The sequence below is a fragment of the Streptosporangium sp. NPDC023825 genome (assembly GCF_040639575.1).
Taxonomy (GTDB): domain Bacteria; phylum Actinomycetota; class Actinomycetes; order Streptosporangiales; family Streptosporangiaceae; genus Streptosporangium.
This window is the reverse complement of sequence record NZ_JBFAAE010000113.1, coordinates 1-14,401: the sequence shown is the minus strand read 5'-3', so window position 1 is coordinate 14,401 and position 14,401 is coordinate 1. Positions and strand designations below refer to the sequence as shown.

Annotated in this window: 14 protein-coding genes and 1 pseudogene; 5 read left to right on the top strand and 10 right to left on the bottom strand. The window is 71.5% G+C overall.

Annotated features, from left to right (window positions below; all coding sequences use genetic code 11):
* The first annotated feature begins 164 nt into the window (after window positions 1-164).
* Window positions 165-1,337 carry a hypothetical protein gene (locus tag AB0G15_RS42505; RefSeq protein WP_362851255.1) on the top strand — a complete coding sequence of 391 codons (1,173 nt, stop codon included), beginning with the start codon at window positions 165-167 and terminating at the stop codon, window positions 1,335-1,337.
* Window positions 1,338-1,577: 240 nt separating this feature from the next.
* Window positions 1,578-2,525 (top strand): site-specific integrase, encoded by a 948-nt coding sequence (locus tag AB0G15_RS42500; protein ID WP_362851253.1) that lies wholly within the window; start codon window positions 1,578-1,580, stop codon window positions 2,523-2,525.
* Window positions 2,526-2,624: 99 nt separating this feature from the next.
* Here AB0G15_RS42500 and AB0G15_RS42495 read toward each other — a convergent pair whose 3' ends face one another.
* The 3 genes from AB0G15_RS42495 to AB0G15_RS42485 form a co-directional block, all read right to left on the bottom strand.
* A complete protein-coding gene (locus AB0G15_RS42495; RefSeq protein ID WP_362851251.1) occupies window positions 2,625-3,362 on the bottom strand; it encodes an HAD-IC family P-type ATPase in 738 nt (245 codons plus the stop codon).
* Window positions 3,263-3,574, bottom strand: a complete 312-nt coding sequence (locus tag AB0G15_RS42490; protein WP_362851249.1) for a cation-transporting P-type ATPase — start codon at window positions 3,572-3,574, stop codon at window positions 3,263-3,265. The genes AB0G15_RS42495 and AB0G15_RS42490 overlap by 100 nt, the downstream gene beginning before the upstream one ends.
* A gap of 204 nt (window positions 3,575-3,778) precedes the next feature.
* On the bottom strand, window positions 3,779-4,639 hold the full coding sequence (locus tag AB0G15_RS42485; protein ID WP_362851247.1) for a universal stress protein: 861 nt from the start codon (window positions 4,637-4,639) through the stop codon (window positions 3,779-3,781).
* A gap of 233 nt (window positions 4,640-4,872) precedes the next feature.
* On the opposite strand from AB0G15_RS42485, the gene AB0G15_RS42480 reads away from it, so the two are divergent.
* Together AB0G15_RS42480 and AB0G15_RS42475 are read left to right on the top strand one after the other, a co-directional pair.
* Entirely contained in the window at window positions 4,873-5,013 is a 141-nt protein-coding gene (locus AB0G15_RS42480; RefSeq protein WP_362851245.1) for a hypothetical protein, read from the top strand.
* 210 nt (window positions 5,014-5,223) lie between these two features.
* Window positions 5,224-5,856, top strand: a complete 633-nt coding sequence (locus AB0G15_RS42475) for a hypothetical protein (protein ID WP_362851243.1) — start codon at window positions 5,224-5,226, stop codon at window positions 5,854-5,856.
* Window positions 5,857-5,932: 76 nt separating this feature from the next.
* Here AB0G15_RS42475 and AB0G15_RS42470 read toward each other — a convergent pair.
* From AB0G15_RS42470 to AB0G15_RS42450, 5 genes and pseudogenes are all read right to left on the bottom strand, one after another.
* Window positions 5,933-6,497, bottom strand: a pseudogene (locus tag AB0G15_RS42470) (type I glyceraldehyde-3-phosphate dehydrogenase); the annotation flags it as partial.
* 200 nt (window positions 6,498-6,697) lie between these two features.
* A complete protein-coding gene (locus AB0G15_RS42465) occupies window positions 6,698-8,599 on the bottom strand; it encodes a wax ester/triacylglycerol synthase domain-containing protein (RefSeq protein ID WP_362851241.1) in 1,902 nt (633 codons plus the stop codon).
* Window positions 8,596-10,218 (bottom strand): ABC transporter permease, encoded by a 1,623-nt coding sequence (locus tag AB0G15_RS42460; protein ID WP_362851239.1) that lies wholly within the window; start codon window positions 10,216-10,218, stop codon window positions 8,596-8,598. The genes AB0G15_RS42465 and AB0G15_RS42460 overlap by 4 nt, the downstream gene beginning before the upstream one ends.
* Window positions 10,215-11,216, bottom strand: coding sequence for an ABC transporter ATP-binding protein (locus AB0G15_RS42455; protein WP_362851237.1), 1,002 nt, complete (start codon window positions 11,214-11,216; stop codon window positions 10,215-10,217). Before AB0G15_RS42455 ends, AB0G15_RS42460 begins: the two co-directional genes overlap by 4 nt.
* Window positions 11,217-11,366: 150 nt before the next feature.
* Window positions 11,367-11,540 (bottom strand): hypothetical protein, encoded by a 174-nt coding sequence (locus AB0G15_RS42450; RefSeq protein WP_362851235.1) that lies wholly within the window; start codon window positions 11,538-11,540, stop codon window positions 11,367-11,369.
* A 172-nt stretch (window positions 11,541-11,712) separates the two neighbouring features.
* On the opposite strand from AB0G15_RS42450, the gene AB0G15_RS42445 reads away from it, so the two are divergent.
* Window positions 11,713-12,675 carry a nitroreductase family protein gene (locus tag AB0G15_RS42445; protein ID WP_362851233.1) on the top strand — a complete coding sequence of 321 codons (963 nt, stop codon included), beginning with the start codon at window positions 11,713-11,715 and terminating at the stop codon, window positions 12,673-12,675.
* A 407-nt stretch (window positions 12,676-13,082) separates the two neighbouring features.
* On the opposite strand, the gene AB0G15_RS42440 is transcribed toward AB0G15_RS42445, so the two are convergent.
* On the bottom strand, window positions 13,083-14,075 hold the full coding sequence (locus tag AB0G15_RS42440; protein ID WP_362851231.1) for a nitroreductase family protein: 993 nt from the start codon (window positions 14,073-14,075) through the stop codon (window positions 13,083-13,085).
* Window positions 14,076-14,079: 4 nt separating this feature from the next.
* The coding region (locus AB0G15_RS42435; RefSeq protein WP_362851229.1) for a BON domain-containing protein at window positions 14,080-14,401 on the bottom strand (322 nt) is incomplete at its 5' end.

Below are 14,401 nucleotides of genomic sequence, written 5' to 3'. Positions count from 1 at the left end.
CACGATCTTTCGGGCGTCTGATGAGGAACTCGCCCAGCTCCGCGACGTCAGCTTGATGCGCACGTTCCGTTACCACCGAAAGTGAGCCAGAGCCGAAAACCGTACAGTCCCGACGGCCGAAATGCAGTCGCTCGCTGCACCGGGATCCCGCTAGTGTCGCGCGGATGACCAACGTTTCTCTACCTCTGCTCTGGCTTTCGGGGCCTACGGGTGTCGGGAAGTCCACGGTTGGCTGGGAGGTGTTTGCGCAGCTGAGTCGTGCTGGTGTCAAGACGGCGTTTGTCGACGTTGACCAGATCAGCCTGTGCTACCCCATGCCCGAGGGCGTGACGCATCGCCTCCGCGCACGGAATCTGGCTGCGATGTGGCCGAACTTTCGACAGGAAGGGGTGCAATGTCTGGTCCTTGCGGGCTTCGTGGACACTCCCGAGGAGGTTCGTGAGTACACCGCCCTTCTTCCCGAGGCTGCGTTCACGGTGTGCCGACTGCGCGTCGATAGCGCTGAGCTCAAGGAACGGTTCCTCGCGCGGGGATGGCGTCCGGATCTGGTGCAGGAGGCGGTCGTTGAAGCGGAAGCCCTGGAACGCAGTGACTACGCCGACGTGTGCGTGGATACGGGCGGCTTAGGGGTGTCCGAGGCGGCACGGCTGATCTGTGAGCGTGTGGGGGGATGGCCGGGTACCCTCCCCGCCGCGACGTTCCACCGTGTCGTTGACCGGCAGATCCACCCGACCTCGGTGGATGCCGCACCCGCTTCCGCGCCGGTACCCGTGCTGTGGCTGCGCGGCGCTACGGCGGTTGGGAAGTCGACGGTCGGCTACGAGATCTTCATGCAGGTCTACCGGAGCGGCGTGCGTGCCGCCTATGTCGACGTGAAGCAGATCGGTGCGCTACGTCCCGTCGCGGACGACGACGTGGACAGCCGTCGCCTCAAGGCCCGCAACCTCGCGGCTATCTGGGCAGGGCACCGCGCGGCAGGTGCCCAGTGCCTGGTCGTCTCTGGGGAGGCCGACTCCGGCGAAGCTGTCCATGGCTACGCCGAATTGCTGCCCGAAATGGCATTGACCGTGTGTCGACTGCATGCGAGGCCAGCAACGCTGGCCGATCGCGTCGCGCAGCGTGGCCGGGGCGGCGGGCCGGCCCTACCGGGTGATGAGCTGAGAGGGCTGGGCTCGGACGCCCTGCACCGCATCGCCGAACGAGCGGCGCATGAGGCCAAGACGCTCGACAGTGCCGGGGCAGGTGGTCTGCGCGTTGACACCGACGATCGGTCGGTTAAAGAGGTGGCCGCGGACGTACGGGCTCGCGGTGGCAACTGGCCGAATCTCTTCCCCTGAACGTAGTCCTCTCAGGCAGGGTCAGCCGCCACCGGACAGCGAAACCCCCAGCCTGACGGCTGAGGAGAGCCCCATACCGATCACGGTATCCGGGCACACTTCCGCATGATGACCAGCATGTACGTGATAACTGCCTATTATCACGTACATGAGCAACCAGCGGCCCCGGCCGAGCAGGCGATCCGCTCCCACGGATGCTGCGCGACTCGCGCACGTTATCCGGTACATCAGGACGTCGGTGTGAACACGGCCGCAGCCCGTAAGGCCTCGCCGCTGCCCGGCGACGGCGTCGACCTCGCCGGGGCCGCCGAGCAGTTCCTGTCGACGAACCGGATCGGCAATCCGAACACGCATCGCGCCTACGCTTCGGCCATCGACCGGACCGTCGCGCTTCTGGGTGCGGGCCGGCTGTTGGCTGAAGTCGCCGACGACGAGATCGGAGCCGCGCTCACCCAGTTGTGGGGTGGGTGCGCACCAGCGACGTGGAACCGCAACCGGGCCGCGGTCTCCTCCTGGCTCACCTGGTGCACGACGAAGAAGCGGTGGGCGGCCCCGTCGGTGCCAGCCGATGTCGAACGGCGCCGCGAGACCCCGGACGAAACCAAGGCGGTCGCAAAGACGACGATCCACCGGCTCCTGTCGCGCCGGGACGTGCCGCTACGCGAGAAGACCCTGTGGCGGATGCTCTACGAAACCGCCGCCCGCGCCTCCGAGATCCTCGCCCTCAACGTCGAAGACCTCGACCTCGAAGGACGCCGCGCGCCGATCCGATCCAAGGGCGGGGCGATCGAATGGGTGTACTGGGACACTGGCACCGCCCACCTCCTACCTCGGCTACTCCGGCTGCCCGACGGGACTCAGCGCACCCGGGGGCCGCTGTTCCTGTCCGAACGCCGCCCCGTCCCCGCCCGACGGCCCGCGGCCGCCGACATCTGCCCGCGCACCGGCCGGGCCCGCCTGGGCTACGACCGCGCCCGCGTCCTGCTCGACAAGTACGCCGGGCTCGACCTCCACCAGCTCCGCCACTCCGCCGCCACTCACCTCGGCGACGCCGAAGTTCCCCTGCAGCTCATCATGGCCAAGACCCGCCACAAGAACCCCCGCACCGCCATGCGCTACACCCGGCCCGGCAGCGAAGCAATCGCCGCCGTCACCGAACACCTCGCCCCACCCCGCCGACGCCACTAACCAGCGGGAACACCCGGCCGCGGTGTCTTTCTCCCGTATTCCGGCTGCCCCCGCAGCAGGCCGACCTCGGCCGCGACCGCCCGGGCCGTCCCAGGATGGTCACCGGTGATCGAGGGTCAGTGTGCCGGTCTTGTCGGTGCAGATGAAGGTGGCCGACCCCAGGGTCTCGACCGCCTCCAGGTGGCGGATCGGGTCGTTGCGGGCGGCCATCCGCTGCGCGGCCCTGGCCGGCGAGAGCGTCACCGTCGGCAGCAGCCCTTCGGGGACCAGTGCGACGGTGACGCCCAGCGCGAACAGGAAGCCCTGGGTGGGTTGCATGCCCAGCAGCACGGCCAGGCCGAAGAAGGCGGTGCCGATGCCGAGGGCGATCAGGGCGACGGTCCTGACCACCTTGTTGAGCTGGAGGGTGAGCGGGCTGGGCGGGCGTTCGGCCTCCTGGGTGAGGGCCGCGATCCCGGCCAGCCGGGTCCGTGCTCCGGTGGCGGCCACGACGGCCTCGGCCTGGCCCTCCACCACGAAGGTCCCGGCCGGCAGCCGGTCTCCGGCCTGGGGACGCGCCGACACGCTCTCCCCGGTGAGCATGGACTCGTTGACCGCCAGCCCATGCGTCTCGGCCGCCTCCAAGTCCGCGGAGATCCGGTCGCCAGCCTCCAGCAGGACCACGTCCTCGGTCACCAGGCAGGTGGCCTCGATCTGTGTGACGCGGCCGTTTCTGCGGACCGTGACGGCGGCCGGGATCAGCTCCCGCAGCCGTTGCCCGGCCCGGTCGGCCCGGTCCTCCTGCGCGAACGCGAAAGCTCCGTTGAGCATGACCACCACGACGATCGCCACCGCCATGCGGCATCCCCGCCAGCAGGGCGAGCACGGCCGCGCCCCACAGCAGCAGCGCGAAGAAGTGCGTCATCTCCCGCAGCAGCAGCATCACGGCAGACGCGCGGCGGGGTGGCGGGGTGGCGGGGTGGCGGCAGGATGTTGGGCCCGTCGGCGGCCAGCCGCGCCGCGGCCTCGGCGGAGGTGAGCCCTGAGCTGACGGGGAACACGGTGGTCATGCCTTTTACGTTCGTCCGAACCGGACAGGTTCCGTAGAGCAGTGCGCCCCCGTTCCCGAGGACCTTCGTCCTCCTCCCCCTCCTGCGATGGGGGTGCTCCGGACTCTGCGAGGGGGGTGCTCCGGACTCGCCAAGAGCGGTGGCTGCGGCGCCGAGGAACCGCTGCGGGTCCGCTCGCCGAAGGGACCCGCGGAGTTCCTGGTCTCAGAGGCGGGGTGAGCGGACCACGGCCACATTGCCACGAGCGTGGTGCAAGACGCCCCGGCTGACAGAGCCCAGTGCCAGCGACCCAAGAGCTCCACGACCGTGGGAGCCCACGACGACCAGGTCCGCTTCTTTCGACGCCGCGGTCAAGACCTCAACCGGATGCCCGGACCGGACGTCCTCGATGACCTTCACCTGCGGGTAGGTCTGCCGCCACGAGGTGAGCTTGTCGGCTGCGACCTGGTGCTGGGCGCGGCGGATCTCGTCCATGTCGTAGACGATCTCCGGGGCGTAGGCGTGCACCGGCGCCTGCCAGACGTAAAGGGCCCGCAGCGTGGCGCCGCGCAGCGCGGCCTGCTCGAAGGCATAGGCCAGCGCGGGATCGCACTGCGGGGAGTCGTCGATACCGACGACGATCTCCCCGTGAACGGCCCGGGGCCCGGAACGGACGACGACCACCGGACCGCGGGCGTGCCCGGCCACGTGCATGCTCACCGACCCGAGCACAGCTGCGGCGAACCCGCCCAGGCCCCTGCTGCCGACCACGATCTCGGTGGCGCCGACGGCCTGGTCGCGCAGGACTACTGGGGGCGCGCCTTCGATCGTCTGGGTGGTGACCTCGATCTCGGGCCGGCGTTCGCGGACGAGGGCCTCGGCTTCGGCCAGGACCCGCTCCGCGTTGCGGGTCAGGGGATCCTCCCACTCGGGGGTGGAGAACTTCGGGATGTCGTACGGCAAGAAGTTCAGGGCGAAGACGATGCGCAGCGGAGCACGCATGCGCGCCGCGTCGTCGGCGGCCCATTCCACGGCGGCGGAAGCGGCGGCCGAACCATCGGTGCCCACGATCACGGGATCGGACATGGTCGTTCTCCTTCGTGCTTCTTTGTCTTTCTCCCATCTCAGCGTTTCCCCGCGAGGACGTGCCAGGGCCGGTCGGCCCACGCTCGCGGGCCCATCGGCCGTAGTCTGCGGCCGGGTCGGCGCGGACACTGAGGGCATGGACGATCCGTCCGTGCGCGACGACGGGATCGAGCCGGATGCGGTCATCGCGCGTCCCGGCGCGTCCCGGACCGGAAAGAGGAAAAGGAGCGACGATGGCCCGCCAGATCGCCATGACCTACCAGCCCCCCTCCGTGGCGGGTCTCGAGGCCCGCATCCATGACCTGGAGATTCAGGTCACCCACCTCACGGAACTGGTCGAGGCGCTGATACAAGCGCCCACGACCCGCTCCTGACCGGATGGGCCCGCCGGAGCCCGAAACGGAGAGCAAGGCGGTCACCGCCACGGGGACGATCCGTCCGCTCGACGCACCGGCCGACAGCACTGCCGGTGTCGACGGCCCGGAGCGCCGGCGGTCCTTCGGCCCCGCATTCCAGGCTTCCGACTCCGAAACGACCCGTCGCCACAGGCATGGCGTCGAAGAGAAACGCCACAGGAGACCGTGATGAACACCGTGCTGAAGTCATCTGTCCGGATGGGGTTACTGGCCGCGGGCATCGCCGCGACAACTTACCCGCTGTTGCTCCGCAGACGATGCCTGACCTGGGGAGCGACCCACGACGAGGCGGGAAGCGCGTTGCCCGGGGACGAACTGCTGCCCGGGCCCTGCCTGGTCGCCACCCGCGCCGTCACCGTCGACGCGCCGCCCGGTGCCATCTGGCCGTGGCTGGTGCAGATGGGCAGCGGTCGCGGAGGTGCCTACACCTATGACTGGATCGAGAACCTCTTCGGCCTGAACATGCACAGCGCCGACGAGATCCTGCCGCGGTTCCAGGGCCTCAAGGCCGGCGACGTCCTGCCACTGGGGGCGACCGGCCCGCGGATGCGCGCGCAGGTCGTGGAGGCCGAACAGGCACTGGTGTTCCGGTCCGAGGACGGCAACTGGGTATGGGCCTTCATCTTGCGTCCCGAAGGCGAGATGACCAGGCTCATCAGCCGCAACCGGATCGCGGCCCCTGACGCCGGCCCGCTCGGGCGGCTGGCCACCCTGCTCATGGAGCCGGGCAGCCTGATCATGGAGCGCAAGATGCTCCTGGGCGTCAAAGAGCGGGCCGAACGCCTGGCGCGCATCGGATGACCTCGCCGGTCGGCTGGGTGTTCCCCTCGGAGGCGGGTCGGTGACCCGCCGCCGACGGGTGCGTCACGGATCGTGGCTACCGCCGCGCGGCCATGCGGGCGGCCATCTCCACCAGGCGGTCGGCGTAACCGCCCTCGTTGTCGTACCAGCCGAAGACCTTGGCCAGCCCGCCGCCGGCCTGGGTGCGGGCGGAGCCGAAGAGCAGGAGGCGGGGTCGCCGATGATGTCGCGGGGGACCGGCGGGGCGGTGCTGTATCGCAGGATGCCCTCCAGCTCTCCCCCGGCCGCCTCGGCGAAGGCCTGGTTGACCTCCTCGGCGGTGACCGGGCGGGCCAGCAGCGCCGACAGGTCGGTCAGTGAACCGTCCTCCACCGGCACCCGCAGGGCGATGCCGTCAAGCCGTCCGGCCAGCTCGGGCAGGACCTCGCCCACCATGCGGGCCGCGCCGGTGGCGGTGGGGATGATGTTGACCCAGGCGGACCGGGCCCGGCGCGGGTCCTTGTGGGGGGCGTCCAGCAGCCGCTGGTCGCCGGTGTAGGCGTGCACCGTCGTCATGAATCCTTGACCAGGCCGAAGCTCTTGTGCAGCACCTTGACCATCGGTGCGACGCAGTTGGTGGTGCAGGAGGCCAGGGAGACGATGACGACCTCCAGGCCCGCGGGCAGCGCGCGTCGCAGGAAGGCTCCGCCGATGCGGCCGAATCGGGGTGCCGATCTTCATGGTGGTTCCTTCCGACGTGGGGTTTCGATCTCATCGTCCGGCGCCGGGGCCCGGCACTGCAGGGGCCAAAGGTCCGGCGAAGCGGCGCGATGGCCCGGTGACAAAGGGCCTGCGGCCCTGCTCACGCGGCAGGGCCGGCGACAGAGGCAGGGCCCTGGCTTTCGGGGAGGGGGTGATGTGCGCCAAGGTCGGCGAGTTCGGTCCGCAGGGCGGCGACCAGGACGGGAAGGTCGGGAATGTGGTCGGGGTCGGCGATGAGCGCGATCGTGAGCGTCCCGGCATAGGACAGGATGTCGAAGCTCACCGGGATGTTGCCGCTCTCGGAGACCGCCAGCGGGACGAGCGCGCGGATCGCGGCGCCGGCGAAGGTCAGCGGCCGGTCGGGGCCGCGCACGTTGCTCACCAGCGTGTGGATGCGGCGCTGACGCCGCATGAACCAGCGGTAGAGACCGAGCCGGATCGCGCCGCGCAGCAGCGGGGTCAGCAGGGCGATGACGGGCGGTCCCGACATCCGTTCCTTGCGTGCCGCCAGGATGGTGGCGACTTTCTCCAGGCGCCCCGGCGGGTCGCCCGCGGCGGGAAGAGTCACCACCAGCGGGCGGGCCTCGTTGCCCAGCCGGTCGGTGGCGGCGACGCGACGGCCGCCCACCATGATGCCCACGGTGAGGGTGTCGGCGGCCTCGCCTCGGTGGGCCAGCAGCGCGCGCAGCGCACCGGTGATCGCGGTCAGCAGGGCGTCGTTGACGGTCCCGCCGCAGCGGTGGGCCGCCGCCCGGAGCTCGGCCAGATCGGCGCGGACCACCTCCACCCGGCGCCGAGGCCCGGTCGGCCGCAGCAGCGAGCACCGGGCCGCCGCTACCGGATGGAGCTCGTCCCCGGCCGAGGCGACCATGCGTGCGGCACGCCATACCAGCGACACCCGGGGGCGTGCTCGCAGCCGCCCGCGTAGGGCGTCGACGGCGAGGGCGGAAAGCGAAGGCGGGCGCCGGGGAAAGGCGAAAGACGCCGATGTGGCCGTCTGGGCTGGCGTGGCCGTCTCGTCCACCAGCTCGGCGAGTACGGCCAGCCCGCCGATGCCGTCGGCCAGCACGTGGTCCACGACCATGACCAGCCCGGTCGCACCATCGGCCAGGCCCGTGACGAACACCGCCGCCCACAGCGGCCGGTCCCCCGGCAGCCGCTCGCACACCACGGCGGTGGCCGTATCCAGCAGCGCCCGTTCGTTCCCCGGTGCCGGGCAGAGCACGCTGCGCACGTGCGATCCGATGTCGAAGGCCGGGTCGTCCACCCACACCGGACGACCGCATCCCGGCGGCACCCGCAGCAGGCGCTGCCGTAGCCGCGGGACGGACCGGATCCGCTGGGCGAGAAGTTCCCGCGCGGCCGCCGGGTCGAATCCAGGGTGCGTCGCCAGCACCAGCAGCGCGCCCATCTGCTGAGGCACCGGTCCGCAGGCACCCATCGCCAGCATCGCCAGATCCGTGGGGCCGGTGCGTTCGATCACCTGCCGTGGGCCGGTCATCGTTTCCCCGAGGTCGAGGGGGTCGAGACGTACGGTGACCGCGACGGCCTCCTCCACCGGCATGATCGGCTCGTCGCGGCCGATGGCCCGCCCGACCGCCAGCAGTGCGGCGCGCACCCGCTCGGGATCACGGCTGACATCCGCCCTCCCGGCGCGCTCGATGCCCCGCAGCGTGAGCCGCAGCGAGGCCCCGCCCTCCAGGTTGCGCCACCACACCCGCGACCGCTTGCTGACCAGCATCAGCCCCTGGCCGTCGTGGGCGTACTGCGCCGGAACCACGACGGTGGCGCCGCTGCGCCGGCCGGTGATGGCCAGCAGGACGACCCACCGGGAGATCAGAGCATGCCACGGGGAGCGCAGCAGCAGGCGCACCAACGGATTGACCAGGTGCGTCCGCACCCGGTCCGCGACCCGGTGCGGCCGCCGGCCCGGTGGGGGTACGGCGGGCGGGTCCGCGAGTGCTCTTTCCTCCGTGCCCGTTTTCCCGTCGGTTCCTGTCATGAGGGCGTACCGCCTTTCATCCGCCGGCCGTTCACGACGGCGACGGCCAGAACCCCTGCCAGCGTCCAGGCGGCCACGACCGCCAGGTCCGCCCACGGCCAGGGGCGGCCCGCCGGGTCCAGTGCGGCCAGCAGCGCGTGTGAGACGTGCTTGAGCGGGAGCACGTCCCCGGCCCTCTCCAGCACATCGGGCAGTGGCCCGCCGACGATGAACACGTCCGAGACGAAGGCCAGCGGCAGGAAGGTGCCCAGGGTGATCGCGTTCGCCGCCGGGGCACGGGGCACCAGTGTCGCCACCAGCGCTCCCAGAGCGGAGAAGCACGCCACTCCGAGCACCACCGTCACCAAAATCGCGGGGATCGCCAGGAGTCCGATCCGGACGCCGTAGCCGAATGTCGCGACCAGCGCCAGCACGACGGCGGTGGCCAGCGTGACCCACAGCGCGCAGGTGACCCAGCCCGCGTAATAGGCCCAGTTCGGCAGTGGTGTGCCGGCCAGCCGCTTGAGCACGCCCCGGTCCCGGTCTCCGGTGACGGCCTCGGCGAGGTTGACGTAGGCCGACACCCCGACCGTGTAAGTGATCATCGCGGCCAGCATGAACAGCGGCAGCCGTACTCCCTCCACCCGCACCTCGCCGAAGACCAGCGAGATGAGCACCAGCAGCAGCACCGGCAGCAGCACGGTGAAGAACGCCGTGGACGGGTCCCGGCGGAGCCGGAGCGTGGCGTGCGCGGCCTGGTCGCCGATCAGCCGCCAGGCCGCAGGGCGGCCCTCGGGACGCGGCAGGTGACCGGACCCCGTCCGCGCCGGGCTCAGGACGGGCGCCGTCCGCGCCGTCCCCGCCTTCCCTCTCGCCGGCGGCCGTTCCCAGCGAAAGCGCCACACCGCCACCGCCCCCGCACCCAGTCCCCAGGCCGCCAGGACGGCCAGGTGATCAGCGTGGAAGCCCGCTCCGTGCAGGAAGGGGTTGAAGTCATCGCGTACGGCCTCGGCGAAATGGCGTAGCGGGAAGAGCCGGCCGACGGTCTCCAGCCAGGCCGGCATCCGGGCGCCGACCAACATGATGTCGGAGATGAACGCCAGCGCCAGCAGCAGACCGGTGCCGATCAGCTGCACCGCCGCCGCGTTGCGCACCAGCGCGACGATGGCGAAGCCGAGCGCGGTGAAGCACAGTGCGCCCAGCAGCAGGGTGAGCAACAGCGCCGGCATCGTGCGCCATACCAGCTGTACGTCGTAGAAGACCAGTCCCGCCCCGAGCAGCACGACGACCGTCGCCGGCGCGATCGCCAGGGACGCGCCGGCCAGTCCGGCCATCAGCGCCCAGGCCGGTACCGGGGTGCCGCGCATGCGCTTGAGCCAGCCGCGGTCGCGCAGGTCCGCCAGGTGGATGGCCAGGGCGCCGAAGCAGCCCTGGGCGATGCCGAACACGGTCATGACCGGGACGACGAACTGCATCACGCGCACGCCGGAGGCGGGATCGACGGTCTCGTTGCCCACCGCCGCGCCGACGATCACCGTCATCAGCAGCGGCATCGCGACGGTGAAGAACGCCGCGACCGGTGTGCGCAGGAACGAGAGCGTCTCGTGCCGGGCCAGGCGGGCAACCAGGTGGACGTTCATGACCGCCTCCCAGGTGTGGGCTCTTCCTCGGTGACCGGGCCCTTCCTCGTCGCGGGCCCGAGGGCCGCCTCGGGTGTGGGCGGTGGGCCGCCGGAGCGTTCATCGGCCTCCTCGACGAGGTCGAGATAGACCTCCTCCAGGCTCGGCCGCGACAGCGTCAGCGAGGTCAACTCCGCTCCCCGCTCCAGGGCCCACCCGGTCAGGGCGTGCATGTCACGGGCAGGCTCGGTGGTCCGTACGGCCACCGCCGCGCCGCGCGGCTCGATCACCCCCGTGAGGACGGGCAGGTCGGCCGGGGCCGTGCCTTCGGGCAGCTGGAAGGACAACACGCTGCCCCGGGCGCTGCCGCCGAGTGTGTCCGGCGCGCCGACGGCCACGAGCCGTCCCGCGCGCAGCACCGCGACCCGGTCGGCCAGGTGCTGGGCCTCGTCCATGTAGTGGGTGGTGAGCAGGATCGTGGTACCCAGGGCGCGCAGACCCTCGATCAGCTCCCACGCGCGGTGCCGGGCCGAGGGGTCGAACCCGGTGGTCGGCTCGTCCAGGAACAGCAGGTCGGGCCGGCCCACCAGTCCCAGCGCCAGATCCAGGCGGCGTCTTTGCCCGCCGGACAGGGTACGGACCCGGGCGTTCTTCTTGTCCGCCAGCCCGACCTGCTCGATCACCTCGTCCGGGCGGCGCGGGTGCGGGTAGAAGCCCGCGTACAGCCGGACCAGTTCGGCGACGGTGAACTCCTCCTCGAATCCGGCCTCCTGCAGCACGATCCCGATGCGTTCGCGGTAGGCGCGCCCGCCGGTGGCCGGGTCGAACCCCAGCACCGAGACCGTGCCGCCGTCGCGGTCACGATGGCCCTCCAGGATCTCCACCGCGGTGGTCTTGCCGGCACCGTTCGGTCCCAGCAGGGCGAACACCTCGCCTTCGGCGACGGTGAAACTCACTCCGTCGAGCGCGCGTACCGGCCCGTAGTGCTTGCGCAGCCCATCGACGATCACCGCGGTCATGTCGGCTCCTCCCTCGGGGATTTTGATGATCCGCCGCCGCACCGGGATCGGGCAGAGTCATAGGACGCGTGGCCGCAGGTCTTTGGGCCTTACCGGCAAAGCCTCCGAGCTCCCAAGCAGGAACGACCATGCCGACCGGGCCCCGGGATGTCACAGTGTGCTGGCCAGTGGCCAGGTGGAGCCGCACTCCGGTGTCTCGGCGAGGATCGATCCGGTCAGGTCCTTGTCGATGACCGCCTCGATGTTCTGCAACCGGCCTTTGTCGTTGCGGATGACGGAGACGCCGCCGTCACCCGCGCAGACCACCACGCTGCCGTCGCGCACCAGTCTTCAGCCGTTGACGAACGCCGGTGGCGATCCCGGGCCCGGGGAACCCCGATCCCGGCCCTTTCCCCATCCCGCGGGTTCCCGCGGTCCGGAGGTCCCCCGTCGCCGGGGCCTTCGCCCCTGCCCCGGCCGGTGGCGGCGGACGATCCTCGGATCAAGGAGGTTCGCCATGCTCAACCCACTCGCCACGCACGCCGGAGCACGCCGTCTCATCACCGCGGCCGGCACCGCGCCCTCGGTGCACAACACCCAGCCGTGGCGCTTCGTCGTCCGCCACCGTGAGTACCTCGAACTCCACGCCGACCCGGACCGCCGGCTGAAGGTGGCCGACCCGCGCGGCCGCTCCCTGCACATCAGCTGCGGTGCGGCCCTGCTCAACCTCCGCCTCGCCCTGCGCGTGAGCGGCCACCGGCCGGTCACCTGGTCCGTCCCGCCCGCCGGGGGCGGCTCGCCCACCCTGCTGGCCGCCGTACGACCCGCGTCCGCCGCGTCCGCCTCGGCGGCCGAGCACGACCTGTACGCAGCGATCAAGACGCGGCGCACCAACCGGCAGCCGTTCACCGGCGAGCCCGTCCCCCGAGCGGTCATGGACGAGCTGAGCATGGCGGCCCGGATGGAGGGGGCCGACCTGGTCCTCCTCGGTGCCCCGGCGAGCGCCGTACTCCTGGAGGAGGTCGTCGCGGCCGAGGAGGCGCTCATGGGTGACCATGACTACCGCACCGAGCTGGCGCGGTGGACCTCCGGGCAGTCGCACTCCGACGGCATCCCGCCCTACGTCCAGGGGCCCCGGCCGATCGGCGATCTCGCGCCCGTGCGCGACTTCGCCCGGGTGACCGGGGAGCGGGCCCGGTTCGAGGCGCACCCCCGGCTCGCCGTCGTGACCACGCCGGGCGACGGCCCGGCGGACTGGCTGCGAGCCGGGCAGGCGCTGCAGCGGGTGCTGCTCGTCGCCACCCTGCACGGGCTGTCCGCGTCGTTTCTCAACCAGCCGCTGGACCTGCGCGACATGCGCCGTCATGCCGATCCCCGGCACCCCGGCGGCCACCCTCAGATGATCATCCGTCTCGGGTACGGCCCCGCCGTGCCACGCGCCCCGCGCCGCCCGGCCCTGGAGCTGCTCCGGACGGCGTGACCCGCGGCGCCCCCGCACGCCCTGCCCCCGCGACCGCCCTGCCCCTGCGACGCCGTACTCCGCGGAGACGTGACCCCGCATGCTCAGACACGGGGGACGTGCGGGCTCACGTGTTCTGCACCCCTGCCCGCGCCCGGAGGACGAAGCGCCTCGCCGTCGACGACGGAATCACCACCGGCTTTGAGGTCGGCGGCGAGGGCCTGTGCGGCAGTGCCGCAGGCGCCGTGGAGGGGTGGTGAGCCGCGGGGAGACACTTTCGGTGGCCCGCCGACGGAGTTCCTCGCGGCCGGACAGGTTGGTCCGGAAGCCGGTCGCCTTGCCTCCTCGCCGGGTGTCGATGCCGTCGCGCACCATGAAGTCGCGCGCCACCGCCTCGAAATCGGTATGGCTCGGTGCGTCCAGGTCCCTCAGCGTTCCTCCAGCACCTCGGTGGCCGGGCGGCGTACTCCCCTGCCGTCGTCGAAGGTGACGCCCAGCCGCATGATCATCTGGGGGTACTCCTGTGAGCACAGTTCCTGGCGCAGGAACTCCCGCAGGTGGGGCATCTCCAGCGCCTGGGTGTGGAAGGCCGCGCCGAGCCCGTGGGCGCAGGCGTGCAGCAGGACGCGCTGCAGTGCCTGGCCGGCCGTGATCCAGTCCTGGCGGGTGTCGCCCCTGGTGGTCAGGACCGCCACGACGCCGGTGGAGGCGGAGAGGGACTGGTCGGCGTCGCTGCCCCAGGGGCGGCCGTGGGCGTAGTCGCGCTGGGCGAAGTGCGGGTGGGTGCGCCGGGGTTCGCGCGGGTAGCTTTCGGCCGGTACGCCGTCCTTGCGGGGGCTGCCCGGTGGCCGCGCCCAGCCGATCAGCTCCAGCGACAGCGGCTGATCCTGGGCCTGTACGTCCTGGGCGGCGCAGGTGATCGCGGCGAGCACCCGGATCGCCGGTTCGGAGCGGACCGGTGTCAGCCGCGCCCCCTCGCCGCCCGCCTCGGCCACCAGCGCCTCGATCAGACGTTGCGGGACGGGCAGTTGGGTGAATCCGGCCCGGTGGGTGCGGCGGCGCTCGATCTCGGCGTACAGCAGCCGGGTGTCCTCATCGGCGGCCACGGCCGCTCCCGGCCGTACCGTGGCCAGCAGGGCGGGCCGGTCGGGGTCGGGCAGCACGCGCACCCGCGGCTCGTAACCCAGCACGCGCAACGCGAGCCGCACGTTCGTCAGGGCCGCGCCGCAGCTGATCAGCATCTCCCGGCCGGTGGGATCGCCGACGCGCAGCTTCCTGTCGCTGTCGGCACGCAGCGCGATCTCGTCGCCGTCGACGCCGAACGACCACGGCTGGGTGTTGTGCACCGACGGCGCCCACGTGGCGGCCTGGACCGCCGTACGGACCACTGAGGCGATCTCCTCGCTGGTACGGGCATTCATGACCTCACCCCTGTCGCAGGAACGGTGGAACGGGAGCCAGGTCATCGGACCGGCAGGTGAGGGCGTTCTCGACGTCGAGGACGCCGTCGATCTCGCGGACCGCCGCGACCAGGGGTGCGATCTGTGACCGGAAGGCGATGCGGCCTCTCAGCGTGATCACTCCCGCCTCGACGCCGACGGTCACCTTCTCCGGATCGACGGCGAGCCGGTCACAGACCGTGACGACCTCACGTTCGATGTCCTCGGCCGGGCGGACGAAGACCTTGAGCAGATCGCCCTGGTGGACGGTGCCGGTGATGCGCCCGGTGACCGCGTCGATCACCGGC

What these genes read in the sequence shown, in the direction of transcription:
- AB0G15_RS42505 (WP_362851255.1), top strand. Translation starts at nt 165, where the DNA reads ATGACCAACGTTTCTCTACCTCTGCTCTGGCTTTCGGGGCCTACGGGT.
- AB0G15_RS42495 (WP_362851251.1), bottom strand. Translation starts at nt 3,362, where the DNA reads ATGGCGGTGGCGATCGTCGTGGTGGTCATGCTCAACGGAGCTTTCGCG.
- AB0G15_RS42490 (WP_362851249.1), bottom strand. Translation starts at nt 3,574, where the DNA reads ATGACCACCGTGTTCCCCGTCAGCTCAGGGCTCACCTCCGCCGAGGCC.
- AB0G15_RS42485 (WP_362851247.1), bottom strand. Translation starts at nt 4,639, where the DNA reads ATGTCCGATCCCGTGATCGTGGGCACCGATGGTTCGGCCGCCGCTTCC.
- AB0G15_RS42480 (WP_362851245.1), top strand. Translation starts at nt 4,873, where the DNA reads ATGGCCCGCCAGATCGCCATGACCTACCAGCCCCCCTCCGTGGCGGGT.
- AB0G15_RS42475 (WP_362851243.1), top strand. Translation starts at nt 5,224, where the DNA reads ATGAACACCGTGCTGAAGTCATCTGTCCGGATGGGGTTACTGGCCGCG.
- AB0G15_RS42465 (WP_362851241.1), bottom strand. Translation starts at nt 8,599, where the DNA reads ATGACAGGAACCGACGGGAAAACGGGCACGGAGGAAAGAGCACTCGCG.
- AB0G15_RS42460 (WP_362851239.1), bottom strand. Translation starts at nt 10,218, where the DNA reads ATGAACGTCCACCTGGTTGCCCGCCTGGCCCGGCACGAGACGCTCTCG.
- AB0G15_RS42455 (WP_362851237.1), bottom strand. Translation starts at nt 11,216, where the DNA reads ATGACCGCGGTGATCGTCGATGGGCTGCGCAAGCACTACGGGCCGGTA.
- AB0G15_RS42445 (WP_362851233.1), top strand. Translation starts at nt 11,713, where the DNA reads ATGCTCAACCCACTCGCCACGCACGCCGGAGCACGCCGTCTCATCACC.
- AB0G15_RS42440 (WP_362851231.1), bottom strand. Translation starts at nt 14,075, where the DNA reads ATGAATGCCCGTACCAGCGAGGAGATCGCCTCAGTGGTCCGTACGGCG.